14 protein-coding genes and 1 pseudogene are annotated in these 14,039 nt (G+C 63.6%); 13 read left to right on the top strand and 2 right to left on the bottom strand.

The window, feature by feature from the left end:
- Positions 1–46: 46 nt before the first annotated feature.
- The 4 genes from BRA471DRAFT_RS30370 to BRA471DRAFT_RS30355 all read left to right on the top strand — a co-directional run bounded on the left by BRA471DRAFT_RS30370 (position 47) and on the right by BRA471DRAFT_RS30355 (position 2,296).
- Positions 47–451 carry a YciI family protein gene (locus BRA471DRAFT_RS30370; protein WP_007614286.1) on the top strand — a complete coding sequence of 135 codons (405 nt, stop codon included), beginning with the start codon at positions 47–49 and terminating at the stop codon, positions 449–451.
- A gap of 39 nt (positions 452–490) precedes the next feature.
- Positions 491–853 carry a YciI family protein gene (locus tag BRA471DRAFT_RS30365; protein ID WP_007614284.1) on the top strand — a complete coding sequence of 121 codons (363 nt, stop codon included), beginning with the start codon at positions 491–493 and terminating at the stop codon, positions 851–853.
- 96 nt (positions 854–949) lie between these two features.
- Positions 950–1,690, top strand: coding sequence for a TetR/AcrR family transcriptional regulator (locus tag BRA471DRAFT_RS30360; protein WP_007614283.1), 741 nt, complete (start codon positions 950–952; stop codon positions 1,688–1,690).
- A gap of 120 nt (positions 1,691–1,810) precedes the next feature.
- Entirely contained in the window at positions 1,811–2,296 is a 486-nt protein-coding gene (locus BRA471DRAFT_RS30355) for a DUF2852 domain-containing protein (RefSeq protein WP_007614282.1), read from the top strand.
- Positions 2,297–2,498: 202 nt separating this feature from the next.
- On the opposite strand, the gene BRA471DRAFT_RS30350 is transcribed toward BRA471DRAFT_RS30355, so the two are convergent.
- Positions 2,499–3,662: an acyl-CoA desaturase gene (locus tag BRA471DRAFT_RS30350; protein ID WP_007614281.1), complete on the bottom strand. Its 1,164-nt coding sequence runs from the start codon at positions 3,660–3,662 to the stop codon at positions 2,499–2,501.
- Between the two features lie 314 nt (positions 3,663–3,976).
- Between BRA471DRAFT_RS30350 and BRA471DRAFT_RS30345 the strand changes: the two genes are divergently transcribed.
- Positions 3,977–4,744 carry a DapH/DapD/GlmU-related protein gene (locus BRA471DRAFT_RS30345; RefSeq protein ID WP_007614279.1) on the top strand — a complete coding sequence of 256 codons (768 nt, stop codon included), beginning with the start codon at positions 3,977–3,979 and terminating at the stop codon, positions 4,742–4,744.
- A gap of 35 nt (positions 4,745–4,779) precedes the next feature.
- On the opposite strand, the gene BRA471DRAFT_RS30340 is transcribed toward BRA471DRAFT_RS30345, so the two are convergent.
- On the bottom strand, positions 4,780–5,298 hold the full coding sequence (locus BRA471DRAFT_RS30340; RefSeq protein WP_007614277.1) for a DUF2231 domain-containing protein: 519 nt from the start codon (positions 5,296–5,298) through the stop codon (positions 4,780–4,782).
- A 424-nt stretch (positions 5,299–5,722) separates the two neighbouring features.
- Between BRA471DRAFT_RS30340 and tolQ the strand changes: the two genes are divergently transcribed.
- The 8 genes and pseudogenes from tolQ to BRA471DRAFT_RS35955 all read left to right on the top strand — a co-directional run.
- A complete protein-coding gene (gene tolQ, locus BRA471DRAFT_RS30335; RefSeq protein WP_007596319.1) occupies positions 5,723–6,439 on the top strand; it encodes a protein TolQ in 717 nt (238 codons plus the stop codon).
- A 43-nt stretch (positions 6,440–6,482) separates the two neighbouring features.
- A complete protein-coding gene (gene tolR, locus BRA471DRAFT_RS30330) occupies positions 6,483–6,932 on the top strand; it encodes a protein TolR (protein ID WP_007614276.1) in 450 nt (149 codons plus the stop codon).
- Between the two features lie 3 nt (positions 6,933–6,935).
- Positions 6,936–7,895 (top strand): hypothetical protein, encoded by a 960-nt coding sequence (locus BRA471DRAFT_RS30325; protein ID WP_007614274.1) that lies wholly within the window; start codon positions 6,936–6,938, stop codon positions 7,893–7,895.
- A 41-nt stretch (positions 7,896–7,936) separates the two neighbouring features.
- Entirely contained in the window at positions 7,937–9,283 is a 1,347-nt protein-coding gene (tolB, locus tag BRA471DRAFT_RS30320) for a Tol-Pal system beta propeller repeat protein TolB (RefSeq protein ID WP_007614266.1), read from the top strand.
- 242 nt (positions 9,284–9,525) lie between these two features.
- Positions 9,526–11,856, top strand: coding sequence for a bifunctional diguanylate cyclase/phosphodiesterase (locus BRA471DRAFT_RS30315; RefSeq protein ID WP_007614265.1), 2,331 nt, complete (start codon positions 9,526–9,528; stop codon positions 11,854–11,856).
- Positions 11,857–12,016: 160 nt separating this feature from the next.
- Complete coding sequence (locus tag BRA471DRAFT_RS30310) at positions 12,017–12,781, top strand: hypothetical protein (RefSeq protein ID WP_007614263.1); 765 nt, start codon at positions 12,017–12,019, stop codon at positions 12,779–12,781.
- Positions 12,782–13,051: 270 nt separating this feature from the next.
- Positions 13,052–13,540 (top strand): peptidoglycan-associated lipoprotein Pal, encoded by a 489-nt coding sequence (gene pal / locus BRA471DRAFT_RS30305; RefSeq protein WP_007596304.1) that lies wholly within the window; start codon positions 13,052–13,054, stop codon positions 13,538–13,540.
- Positions 13,541–13,727: 187 nt separating this feature from the next.
- Positions 13,728–14,039 (top strand): annotated as a pseudogene (locus tag BRA471DRAFT_RS35955) (tol-pal system protein YbgF); the annotation flags it as partial.

The following is a 14,039-nucleotide window of genomic DNA, read 5'->3' as shown; positions in this document are numbered from 1 at the left end:
CGCCTCGCCGCGCAACCCGAACGACAAAAGCACGCAAGGAATGCTCATGCGATTCATGATGCTGATGATCCCGCTCGGCTACGAGACCGCAGCGCCCGACGTTCAACTGGATCCCGAGCGGGTTGCTGCGATGATGCGCTACAACGAGGCGCTGAAGGACGCCGGCGTGCTGATCACGCTCGACGGCCTGCACCCGCCGTCGATGGGCGCGCGCGTCTCATTTGCGGCCGGCAAGCCCATCGTGACTGATGGTCCGTTCGCCGAGGCCAAGGAGGTCCTGGGCGGCTACTGGATGATCGAGGTTACCTCGCGTGCCGAGGCGATCGCCTGGGCCAGGCGGTGTCCGGCCGCACCGAACGAAATCATCGAGATCCGTCAGGTGCAGGAGATGAGCGACTTTCCGCCTGACGTGCAGGAGGCCGCCGCCGGTTTCGGCGACCTGAAGAAATAGCCGCAGCTTTGTCTATCCATCACCAAAAGGAGAGAACCGATGAGCACCGACACCTATCTCGCCGTTTTCCTCGGCAGCAAGACCAGCTCCAAATGGGCCGCATGGAATGCGATGCCCGAGGTCGAGCGCAAAGCAAAGGAGCAGGAGGGCATGGCGGCCTGGAAGGGCTGGGTGGAAAAGCACCAGGGCGCGATCGAGGCCATGGGCGGGCCGCTCGGTAAGACCAAGAAGGTGGACGGCAAGGGCCTCGCCGACATCGCCAACGAGATGGGCGCATTCACCGTGGTGCGCGCGGCATCCCATGAAGCCGCGGCCAAGATGTTCGAGAACCATCCGCATTTCACGATCTTCCCCGGCGAACGCGTCGAGATCATGCCGGTGCTCCCGATCCCCGGCGGCTAGGATCTCGGCCGCCGCCCCGGACCGGGAAGAATACGGGTCGCTCAAACCCGTCGCCGCTAGTGACCTTCCTGCCCGGCTCATGTAAAGGTCGTTCACATGAGCTGGCGCAAGGAGACGCGCCGCGCCGAGCGCGGCTATCACCACGGCAATCTGAAGGAAGCCCTGTTGCAGGCCGCCCTCGGGCTGATCGCCGAGAAGGGCGCGGCCGGCTTCACCTTTGCCGATGCCGCGCGCATGGCCGGCGTCAGTGCGGCGGCGCCGTACCGGCATTTTCGCGACCGTGAAGAACTGCTGTCCTCGATCGCGCAGCGCGGCTTCGAGCAGTTTGAATCGCGCCTGACCGCGGCCTGGGACGACGGACGGCCCGACACCGTCACGGCGTTCGAGCGTGTCGGCAGGGCCTATCTCGCCTTCGCCCGCGAGGAGCCCGCGTTCTACAACGCGATGTTCGAATCGGGCGTGCCGGTGGATTCCAATCCGGCGCTCCAGGCCGCCAGTGAGCGTGCTTTCAACATCATTCGTGCTGCGGCGGAGCGGCTTGCCGCGCTGGCGCCGCCGGGCACGCCGCGGCCTCCGGCGATGATGATGGCGCTGCACATCTGGTCGATGGCGCATGGCGTGGCCTCGCTGTTCTCCCGCGGTGACGCCGCGCGTCGAAAGCTGCCGATGTCGCCGGACGAGCTGCTCGAAGCCGAGGTGCTGATCTATCTGCGCGGTCTCGGCTTCCCGACCGATCGCCGTCCTCCGGGGAAAAGCGCCGAGCCGCCGCCGGTGCCACCGGAGGCATCCTCCGGTTCAGGCGTGCCGCCCGGTGGTCCCTGGGGGAAGCCGAAATAAAGTTACCCAAATAATTGCGTCGCCCTGTCAGGCGGTCGGCTTGACAAAATCGCGGGATGATCTACCTATGTAAATGTTATTTACATTCACAACGGCGCTGATGCCGTCATGGAGAGGGAAATGGCCTACACCGCTGATGTCAATCGATGGCGCGGCCCTTCGGACCAACACTACGAGCGCCCCCACATGCTCAATACGCCCTGGCATCCCGGCTGGATCGCCGTGACCATCGTCGGCTTCATCATCTGGTGGCCGATCGGACTCGCCCTTCTCTTTTTCACACTCGGGAGCAGAAGAATGTCGTGCTGGAGCAACCAGGATCGCTGGCAGAACAAGATGGAGCGGATGCAGTACAAGATGGATCGTATGCGCGGCCGCATGGAGCGCCACGGTTTCGGCTTTGGCTTCGGCCCGCCCTCGAGCGGCAACCGCGCCTTTGACGAGTACCGCACCGAGACACTGCAGCGGCTCGAGGAAGAGCAGGTCGAGTTCAAGAATTTCCTCGACCGTCTGCGTCACGCCAAGGACAAGGAAGAGTTCGACCAGTTCATGGCGCAACACAAGACGCGCCCGACCCCGCCGCCGACCGACCAGCAGCAGGGTTGATCTCAAACTTGATCTCGGGACTGACGCCTCTCAAAGCCGTCAGGCGCATGCCCCCAAAGTCCTGATGGCCCCGAGCCGCCCGCCTGCGCAACCCGCAGGCGGGCGGTTTGGTTTGGGAATGCGCGTCAGGCTGCCGCGACCGTCCGGATTGCCTTGGTTTGGAAAAAGCTTGGTCTGGAAAGTCTGGTCCGGAGAGACTTGGTCAGCGCGCCGTGGCGAGCTGCGCGCGAACCGACTCCATGAAGTGTTCGTAGGCGTAGTCCACGATCTCGTTGAGCGATCGCGTGCGCGCGAACATCGCCTTGGCCTCGGCGAGAAACTCCTCGCGGGTCGGAATCTTCGGCAAATGCAGATGCGTCAGTGCATCGACGCCTTCGTGCGCGCGACTGAGGATGTCGTGCAGCGTCGGCAGTTGCAATTGGGCCAAATCGGCTCGGCGTAGCGCCGACGAGATCGCGTGCGCCAGGGTCTGCGCATCGAACCGTCCAGCAAGCTCGCGGCCCGCGCGGTTGATGACGCGTGCGCCGAGCGGCTGCTCGTTGCGCAGCACCTGCTCGGGCGGCGACTTCATGTTCCAGACGATGCCGAACCAGGACAGCACCTTCAGGATGTAATAGGTGACGTCGATTTCCCACCAGCGAAAACCCTGCCGCACGCTGCTCTGGTAGGCGTGGTGATTGTTGTGCCAGCCCTCACCGAGGGTGAACAAGGCCAGCAGCCAATTGTTGCGTGAATCATCGCCGGTCACGTACCGCTTGCGTCCATGCACGTGGGCGAGGGAATTGATGCAGAAGGTCGCGTGATAGACCAGCACGGTGCTCCACAGGAAGCCGACGACAAGACCGGACCATCCGCCAACCAGGAAGCAGAGCGCAGCCAGCGTGACGGCTGGGAGGAGTTCGAGGCGATGCAGCCACATCAGCTCCGGATAGGCGGCGAAATCGCCGACCTTCACGAGGTCGGTGCCATCGTGCTGCCGGTAGAAAATCCAGCCGAGATGACTGTAGAGGAAGCCCCGATGACGCGGCGAATGCACGTCGTCTTCGGTATCGGAATGCAGATGATGATGCCGATGCTTGGCCGCCCACCACAAAACGCTTTTCTGCGCGGTGCTTTGCGCAAGCCAGGCCAGGATGAATTGAAACACCCGGCCGGTCGCGAAAGCCCGATGGGAGAAATAGCGGTGGTAGCCCGCTCCGATCGCAAACATGCGGACGACATACAGCGAGGCGCAGATCGCGATGGCCTGCCAGGTCACGCCGGTCCAGATCGCCGCAATGCAGCCGAGATGGACCAGCAGGAATGGCAGGGCGGAGGGATACATGATGTCGTCGTGTTGGTCGTCGGCGGAGGCGTTGGGCGACATGGATTGGCGTGACCTTGGATGACGGGATTCCGGAGTCGCTTCGGCAGCATTGAGGGCCGCTGTGTACGACAAACCCGGGGGTGGCGGACCGCTGCGGGGCTTCGAACGAGATACTTTGCCTGAACAACCCGGGCCAGCGCGACAGCACGATCCTGAGACCATAGCTTCGGCCGGGAACTCGACTGATCCCATATATATGATCCCGTCCGCTTGGCATGCAAGCTCGTAGCCTCACGGGGTGCGTGGCGCGCGGGCTGCCGACGCTCTATATCCGTCAGTGAAAAGGAAGCGTCAAAACATCGCAGGCGGCAACGATGACGGAAGCGGCGATGATGGCGAGCGAAACCCTTTGGCAGAAGATCCGCGACGAGGCGCAGCGCGCAGCGGCAGCCGACCCCATATTCGGCCGGACTCTTGGCGGCCTCATCTTCGCCCATGACGATTTTACCGCCGCACTATCCGACCTGATCGGACGGCGGCTTGGCGACAGCGCGGCCGAACGCGGGCGCTTCACGACATTTTCCCGCGACGCCTTCAATGGCCAGCCCGATCTGATCGAGGCGGCCGGCCGCGACTTGCAAGCCATCGTGCTCCGCGATCCCGCCATCACCGGACTGTTGGCGCCGCTGCTGCATTTCAAGGGCTACGTCGCCTTGCAGGCCTGGCGCGTCTCGAACTGGCTCTGGCATCACGACCATCGCGACGCGGCGCTGCTGTTTCAGAACGAGGCCTCGAACGTCCTGCAGGTCAGCATTCATCCGGCGGCGAGCTTGGGATCATCGGTGTATCTCGACCACGCCACCGGCATCGTGATCGGCGCCGATGTGGTGATCGGCGACGAGGCCACCATCCTTCAGAACGTCAGCATCGGTCGCGGCACGGAACTGCCGGCGCGCTCGCCTCGCATTGGTCGCGGCGTGTTCATCGGCTCCGGCGCGACAATTCTCGGCAACGTCAGGATCGGCGATTTTGCAAAGATCGGCGCCGGGACCGTCGTGACGTGCGACGTGCCCCCGGGCTGTACCGCAGTCGGCAATCCGGCGCGGCTGACCAATTGCCCCGAACCCGCCTCGGCGGCCTGACTCGCCCTCACGTCATCAGGCGACGTGCTCCTCGGTCAGGCGGCGCGGCGGCGGCTCTCGCCGCCATGATGCGGCGTGACTGGCTTCGAACTGGTCTGGCCCGGTGCGTCCAGTACCGCGACATGATGCCGGTAGACCATTTCCCAGCCCTTCCATCCCGTGAACAGGAGGATGCCGACCACGATCAGCGAGAGCACCACGCCCCACGGCTTGACCGCAGCCTCCGCGCCTTGCGCGTAGCGGAGGTAGAAATTGATTGCGGCGAGCACGACCGCCACGAGATTGCCGACCATGTGATACCAGGCATCGTTGAGGCTGCGGATACGGGCGTCGCTGAAGAAGTCGGTGAAGCCGGCCACGGCGGCAACGAGCGCCATGACGATGCCGGCGCCGATCAGCCAAATCGCGGCTCTGGCCCAGAAGCCGTCACCGGTTCCGATGAAGGCGAGATCGGCGATGGGCGCGCCGACCAGGAAGGCGACGGGGAACGGGATGATCATGGGGTGGAGCGGATGATCGCCGATGGCGGCGGTCGACTTGGGGTTGATGCTCATGGCAAAACCTCGCGAGAAGTGATTTTCGGGACAAATTTTCGGGCGAGGGCTGGTTCCTCCGACGTGATGTCAGCACCCGCCGAGGCCGGCAGATTGCCAACCGCCTGCAACGCCAGGCTTTCCTGGGGCCAAATTCAGTCCCGGTAACCCAGCATTAACCATCGCCGGGCTCTGGTAATTGCGGACAATCGCGCCCAAAGCCCGAAGTCTGAGCCTTGGGTCGAGGCCCATAGTTTTGACATCTTGGCAGGGAATGCAGGCGGCCGGCTTTGGACGAGCCCTGCACCCCAGAAAGACAAGGCTTTGAGCGGGCTTGCCGGCCGCGCCGGGTTCTAGCGCGGCCATTGGGGAACCGGCGGCCATTTGCTGGCCGGGACATGAGATCGGGACATCAGGTAACGATCGCCTTGAGAGGATACTGCTTATGAATCCGGCCGACGTGGCTCAGTCAGCCCTTCCGGTTGCCGCTTCCGCGGACGTGTCGCTGATCGCGCTGTTCTGGCAGGCTCACTGGATCGTGAAAGCGGTGATGCTGGGGCTTCTCGCCTGCTCGGTCTGGGTCTGGGCGATCGCCATCGACAAGATCTTCCTGTTTGCCCGCACCCGCCGCTCGATGGACCGTTTCGAGCAGGCTTTCTGGTCCGGCGAGTCGATCGAGGACCTCTATCGCACGCTCTCGGCCAAGCCGACGCATTCCATGGCGGCCTGCTTCGTCGCGGCGATGCGCGAGTGGAAGCGTTCGTTCGAGAGCCAGGCCCGCTCGGTCGCGGGCCTTCAGATGCGCATCGACAAGGTCATGAATGTCTCGATTGCCCGCGAGGTCGAGCGGCTGGAACGCCGGCTGCTGGTGCTCGCCACCGTCGGCTCCGCAGGCCCCTTCGTCGGCCTGTTCGGCACCGTTTGGGGCATCATGTCGAGCTTCCAGTCGATCGCGGCGTCGAAAAATACCTCTCTGGCGGTGGTGGCCCCCGGCATCGCGGAGGCGCTGTTTGCGACCGCCGTCGGCCTTATCGCCGCCATTCCTGCCACTATTTTCTACAATAAGTTCACCTCCGAGGTGAACCGGCAGGCCCAGCGGCTCGAAGGCTTCGCCGATGAATTTTCAGCCATCCTGTCGCGCCAGATCGACGAGCGGGGGTGACGGACGGCATGTATAGTGTGAAGGGCAATTTGGGCACCAGACCATGGGCATGAACGTTGCGAGTTCGTCCGGAGGCGGTGGGCGCCGTGGCCGGCGCAAGCCGGTCGTGGCCGAGATCAACGTCACGCCGATGGTGGACGTGATGCTGGTGCTGCTCATCATCTTCATGGTGTCGGCGCCGATGCTGACGGTCGGCGTGCCGCTCGACCTGCCGCAGACCCAGGCCAAGAGCCTCGAAAACAACGACCAGAAGCCGATCCAGATGTCGGTCGACATCAAGGGCAAGGTGTTCATCAACGACGCCGAGATCGCGATCAACGACCTGATCCCGAAGCTGAAGGCGATCACGGATGCGCGCGGCGGGCTCGAGGAACGCATCTATCTGCGTGCCGACAAGAAGGCGGATTACGGGACGGTGGCCAAGGTCATGGGACAGTTATCCGGCGCAGGCTTCAAGAAGCTGGCGCTCGTCACGGAAGCGGATCAGGGGTAGACCGTGAAGGTGAAGGTCGACAAGACACTCGTTGCGTCGATTGCCCTCCACGTCCTCGTGCTGGGATGGGGGCTCGTCACCTTCAGCAGCAGGGCTTTCGTTCCGGCCGAAGAGTCGCTGCCGATCGACATCATCTCCACCGACCAGCTCGCGCAGATGATGTCGGGGCAGAAGACCGGCGACAAGAAAGAGCCGAAGCCGAAGGTCGAGAAGATCGCGGAAGCCAAGCCCGAGGAAGATGCCGTCGGCAAGGTCACCGAGAAGAAAGAGCTGATCAAGACCAACTCGACGCCCGAGCCGCCGCCAAAACCCGTCGAGAAGCCGGTCGAGAAGAAGCCCGAGCCGCCCAAGCCCGTCGCCGAGGCGAAGCCGAAGGAAGAACCCAAGCCGCCGGAAAAAAAGCCTGACCCGGCCAAGGAAGATCCGATCGCCGAGCTCCAGAAAAAGCTCGAAACCAAGAAGCCCCCGCCCAAGCCGCCGGAGCAGAAGGTCGCGGCGGTGCAGCCGCCGCAGGTGCCGAAGCCCAAGGAGCGCAGCTTCGATCCCGCGCAAATCCAGCGCGATCTGGACAAGCGCGCGGCGACCCGGCACGAGCTCGCCGGATCGACGCTGAATGCGTCGGCCTCGCTGGGATCGACGACCGGAACGGCCGCCAACAACATTGCGACCTGGCGGGGAGCGTTCCAGGGGGCGGTGAAGCGCTGCTTCACGCCGACCTATAACGGGCAGGATGCAGATCAATACGAAGCCGACATCGACATTCCCATGAAGATCGACGGATCGCTCGCGTCCGAGCCGATCGTCGTCGCGGTGAGGGGACCGTCGCGGTCGATCGCACAGGCGGTGGCGGAGAGTGCCAGGCGCGCCATCGTGCAGTGTCAGGTCTATTCGTTCCTGCCGAAGCAGCAATACGAGAGCTGGAAACTCATTCCGATGACTTTCGGCCTGAAAGACATGTTGTGACATCCGAACAAAAGAATTTTGCGATGAATGACGTTCGATCGATGAACCGCCGCCGCTTCATGACCCTGACCGGATCGACGCTCGCGATGCTGGGGGGCGGACAGGCCTTCGCCCAGCAGCCGCAGGGACGGCTTCGCATCGACCCCACCGAGTTTCGGCCAATTCCGATCGCGATCACCAATTTCGTGCCGGGCTCGCCGGCCGACGGCGACGTCGGCAACGGCGTCACACAAGTCATCACCAACAATCTGAAGCGCTCGGGCCTGTTCGCGCCGGTCGACCAGGCCGCCTTCATCGAGCGCATCAGCAACATCGACGTCGCGCCGCAATTCGAGAACTGGAAAACCCTCAACGCGCAGGCCCTCGTCACGGGCCGCATGACGCGGCAGCCGGACGGCCGCCTCAAGGCCGAATTCCGCTTGTGGGACGTGGTCACCGGCCAGCAGCTCGCGGGCCAGCAATATTTCACCTCGCCGGAATATTGGCGCCGCATCGCCCACATCATCTCCGACCAGATCTATGAGAAGCTGACCGGCGAGAAGGGCTATTTCGACAGCCGCGTGGTGTTCGTCGACGAGACCGGGCCGAAGGAGCGTCGCGTCAAGCGGCTCGCGATGATGGATCAGGACGGCGCCAATGTGCGCTATCTGACCCGCGGCTCCGACCTCGTGCTGACGCCGCGCTTCTCGCCGAACTCGCAAGAGATCACCTACATGGAGTTCGGCCAGGGCGATCCGAAGGTCTATCTCTTCAACATCGAGACCGGCCAGCGCGAGATCGTCGGCAACTTCCCGGGCATGACCTTTGCGCCGCGCTTCTCGCCGGACGGCCAGCGCGTCATCATGAGCCTGCAGCAGGGCGGCAATTCCAACCTGTTCGTGATGGATCTGCGCTCGCGCTCGACCACGCGCCTCACCGACACGCCCGCGATCGACACCTCTCCGTCCTACTCCCCGGACGGCACCCGCATCTGCTTCGAGTCCGATCGCGGCGGCAGATCGCAGATCTATGTCATGGCCGCGGGCGGCGGAGCGGCGCAGCGCATCTCCTTCTCCAAGGACGACAACAACGCCACCTATTCAACGCCGGTGTGGTCGCCGCGCGGCGATTACATCGCTTTCACCCGGCAAGGCGGCGGGCAGTTCTCGATCGGCGTGATGAAGCCGGACGGCTCCGGCGAACGGCTTCTCACCTCGGGCTACCACAACGAAGGTCCGACCTTCTCGCCGAACGGCCGCGTGCTGATGTTCTTCCGCGATCCCGGCGGCAGCGGCGGGCCGTCGCTGTTCTCCGTCGACATCTCGGGACGCAACGAGCTGAAGGTGCCGACGCCGGGCTTTGCCTCCGACCCGGCATGGTCGCCGCTATTGTCCTCGACATCGGGCTAGCCGCCGCCCGCGGCGCGCGATGATTTGACCGCGCGCCTTTTCCGAAAACTTTGCCAGATGTTTCCCCGCAATAATTGTTCTTTAAGGTTGCACTCGGCAAACTTTTCCCATGGGTTTGTTTCTATTGATGTATTTCGACTATTGGTCACTCAAAACAACTCGACTTTAACGATGTTCCCTCAGAAAGACTTCATACCGGATCGGTAAAACTGCGCTCCAGACAGGACGCGCGTAGACACCAGATGCAGTTTGCAAGTCAGAGCGGAGAGCCGGAACAGCGGCCGCCGAAAACTTCGGCGGCGCAAATCGATTCGCTGTTCGAAGCGCCTGGTCCGCTGCTGGCCGGACTCATTTTCGTGTCGATTGGTGCGGCCCTGACCGCGCTGAGGACGGGCGAGCCGCTGATCTGGGCGTGCGTCGCACTTCTTGTCCTGGCCGGGACCGCGCGGGCGATCGACCTGCGCCTCTATCAGGCACGTCAGGCGGTCATGACTGTCGAGGCGGCCGCACGCTGGCAGAAGCGATATCAGATCGGGGCAAAGATCCAGGCGGCTGCGATCGGCATCTGGTGCGCCACGGCCCTGTTGGCCACGGACGACGCCGTGGCCCACATGATCGCCTTGTCGGTCACCACCGGAATCGCGGCGGGCGGCGCGGGCAGGGCATATGGCCGGCCTGCGATCTTCCACCTCCAGGCCGTGCTGATTTTCGGCCCGGCCGTGCTTGCCTTGGCGCTGCGTGGAACGCCCTACTACATCGCGATGGCGCTGGTCAGTGCCGCGTTCCTGATGGCGATCATGCAGCTCTCGGTGAATCTGCACCGAATCTTCATGGGAGCGGTCGTGGCACGGGAGCGTGAAGCCGCGCTCGCCGGCCAGTTCGACACGGCGCTGAACAACATGCCGCACGGCCTGTGCATGTTCCGCGTCGACGGACAGTTGGCGGTCATGAACCACCGCTTCGGCGCAATGATGAATCTGCCGGAAGGTCTGGCGCAACGCGGCGTCAACGCGCGTGACATCGTCGCGGCATGCGTCAGCGCCGGATCCATCTCGGCTGGGAGCGGCGAGCGGATCGTCGCGGACATCGAGAGTTCGCAAGCCAAGGAGATCATCACCGCCGATCCCGATACGCAGCGAAACCGGTCGTTGTCCTGGACTGTCCAGCCGATGGCTGACGGCGGCGCGGTGGTGCTGCTCGAGGACATTACCGACCGTCGCAGCGCCGAAGCCAAGATTACGCATCTGGCGCGCTACGACGACCTCACCGCGCTCCCCAACCGCGTTCATTTTCGCGATGAGATCGAAAGGCTGCTGGCGATCTCGCACGATTCCGAGCGCCTGTCCGCGCTGCTGTTCGTCGACCTCGACCAGTTCAAGCAGGTCAACGACACGCTCGGCCATCCCTGCGGCGATCAGCTGCTGTGCGCGGTCGCCAACCGTCTGCGCGAGATGCTGCGCCCGGAGGATTTCGTCGCCCGCTTCGGCGGTGACGAATTCGTCGTGTTCCAGGAGAACATCTCCTCGCCGGAGGACGCCGCTGCACTGGCGCGCCGGATCGTCGAGCGGCTGAGCGAGCGCTACCGCATCGACAATCATCTGGTCGAGATCGGTGCCAGCGTCGGCATCGCGCTGACCTCGCCGGAGGGCGTCAGCGCGGACACGCTGCTCAAGAACGCCGACATGGCGCTGTACCGGGCCAAGGCCGACGGCCGCGGCACCTTCTGCTTCTTCCGCGACGAGATGGCGGCGACCGTCGAGGCGCGCCGCATCCTCGAGCTCGATCTGCGCAAGGCGCTCGCCAACGAGGAATTCGAGCTGTTCTACCAGCCGCTGGTCAATCTGAAGTCCGGCAAGATCACGACGTGCGAGGCGCTGCTGCGCTGGAATCATCCGGTGCGCGGCACGGTCTCGCCGATCGACATCATCCCGGTCGCCGAGGACATGGGGCTGATCGTCGATCTCGGCCGCTGGATCCTGCGCCGCGCCTGCATGGAATGCATGAAATGGCCGGAGGGCGTCAGCGTCGCCGTCAACTTCTCGCCGCAGCAATTCCACCAGCGCGACGTCTTGAGCGAAATCCGCTACGCACTCGAGGTTTCGGGGCTCCCGGCGCATCGGCTGGAGATCGAGATCACCGAATCCTCGCTGTTGCGCAACACCCAGCTCACGCACGACATCCTGTCGCAATTGCATGCGATCGGCGTGCGCATTTCGCTGGATGATTTCGGCACCGGCTATTCGAGCCTCAGCTACCTGCACAATTTCCCGATGCAGAAGGTGAAGATCGACCGCTCCTTCCTCGAAGGCATCGATGCCGACCGGCCGCTGACGCTGCTGCGCGGCGTGGCGCGGCTGTCGGCCGATCTCGGCATGGCCGTCGTGGTCGAGGGCATCGAGACCAATGACCAGCTCGAGCTGATCAGCGCCGACGGCACCGTGACCGAAGGGCAGGGCTATCTGTTCAGCCGGCCGGTGCCGGCAGTCCGGATTCGCCAATTGCTCAATGCCTCGCATGGACGTCGCGGGGCTGAGGACCAGATCGTCATGGTGTCCTCCCGATCGATCGCCTGATCTTTCACTGCCTGCTCCTTCAACGCCTTGGCTCTTGTGCGCCCCGTGTTTTTGCGGGCTGCAAAGGTTAACCCTAACGTTTCTAAGCCTTTGCAATTCCGTTAATGAACCATTAATCTCGTCACACTCGTAGAAGTTGCTTGGAGTGTAGGGGTACTGGATGACGTCTGGAGCCGAACCGCAAACGGTGCTCCTTCCGCGGGGAGCCGCTCTGTTTGACCGCATCGATTACCGCCTGATCGAAACTCCTGAGGACCGAGACAACCTCTATCTGATGCGCTACCGGGCCTATCTGCACGCCGGACTGATCGAGCCGTCGGAGTCGCGGCGCGTGACCGATCGCTTTGACGATGCGCCCAACACCTGGAATTTCGGGGTCTATGTCGATGGAGAGCTCTGCAGCTCCGTTCGCATTCACGTCCTGACGTCCGACTGGCGGATGTCCTACACGACCGAAGTGTTTGGCGACGTCCTGCATCCCCGCCTCGACCGCGGCGAAGTTCTCATCGATCCATGCCGGTTTGTTGCCGACCCCGAAAAGCACCAGCGCTTTCCGGAGCTGCCCTATCTGACGGTGCGGCTGGCTTTTGTGGCTTGCGATCATTTCAACGCCGACACCGGGCTGGCCATGATCCGGACCGACCATCAGGCGTTCTATCGTCGCGTCTTCCTGCACGAGACCATTTCACCGGAGCCCCGCGGGTTTCCGGGCTGGCCCACCAAGAAGGCCGTGCTGATGGCGTCCGATTTCCGGAACCAGCGGGAAAAGGTCCTGACGCGCTTTCCGATCATGCGCTCCAGCGCTTTTGAGCGGCGCATGTTGTTTCAACGCAGCAGCCCGCGCCAGGCGGTCCCGCGCCCGGTGTCGCTGGCCACCCAGCGGACCCCCGACGTCGCCGCCTCGGCAACGGGTTCTGCCCGCTAGGCCCAGGGTCTGGCCCCAGGTCCGGCCCCAGCGTCTCCACGCGACCAGCCTAAAATTCCGGCAAAAGCCGCGGTTTTTGCCGGTCGGCGCCGCTTGCCTTCACCATCGCGCCACATTTACAACCCATTAACCATGACGGTTGCTTTTCGCTGGTTGGGGGCATTTGACCGGCTGTGGCAAGGTTCCATCAAGGTTGACGGAACGTTCGCTTAACCAACCCCCTGTAGACCGGACAGCAGTGGACGAAAACGTGAGCGTGGAGGCTCCGGAATGAAACATCCTATGCGCATCCTCCAGGGATTGAAGCTGGCCGCGGTGCTTGCCGTCGCGTTGTCGATGGGTGCCTGCGCCAACAAGAACGCTGCCACGGATGCGATGGCCAACGCGGCGACGCCGGGCAGCCAGCAAGACTTCGTCGTCAATGTCGGCGACCGCGTGTTCTTCGAAAGCGACCAGACCGATCTGACCCCGCAGGCGATCGTGACCCTGGAGAAGCAGGCGCAGTGGCTCCAGAGCTATCCGCGCTACAGCTTCACCGTCGAAGGTCATGCCGACGAACGCGGCACCCGCGAATACAACATCGCGCTCGGCGCCCGGCGCGCCCAATCGGTGCGTTCGTTCCTTGCCTCGCGCGGCATCGATCCGAACCGCATGCGCACGATCTCGTACGGCAAGGAGCGGCCGGTGGCCGTTTGCAACGACATCTCCTGCTGGTCGCAGAACCGCCGCGCCGTCACCGTGCTGAACGCGAGCTCCTGACGATCGCTCAGGCGCCGTTCATCTTCAGAAACCGATTATGCCGGCGCCCTCTCGGGCGCCGGTTTCGTTTCAGCGATCTGTGACAGAAACCCGTTTGTTACAGTCACAGTTTTGGCGTACTCCCCTTCAATGTGTGGCGCGTCGAATGTTCGGTCGCAGGCCATTTCGCTTTCGTCGTCAGGGCAAGATGTCATCCAGATTTAAGGTCTTCACCGGCACCGTGGCGATCGCCGCGCTGCTCTCGTTGTGCTCGCCCGCCCTCGCACAGACGGACGATGCAGATCCCGAGATGCGGATCGAGCGGCTGGAGAACCAGTTGCGCCAGCTCACCGGCCAGAACGAAGAGCTGCAATATCGCAACCGCCAGCTCGAAGAGCGGCTGCGAGCGCTCGAGGGCGGCGCGCAAGGCGCGCCCGGCCAGGCGCCGGTCCAGCCCAATGTCGCGGCCATGCCGCCCACGCAAGCCGCGCCGGCCTATCGCCAGCAGCCGCCGCACCAG

This window comes from Bradyrhizobium sp. WSM471 (assembly GCF_000244915.1).
Taxonomy (GTDB): Bacteria; Pseudomonadota; Alphaproteobacteria; order Rhizobiales; family Xanthobacteraceae; genus Bradyrhizobium.
This window is presented reverse-complemented; position numbering and strand designations above follow the sequence as displayed.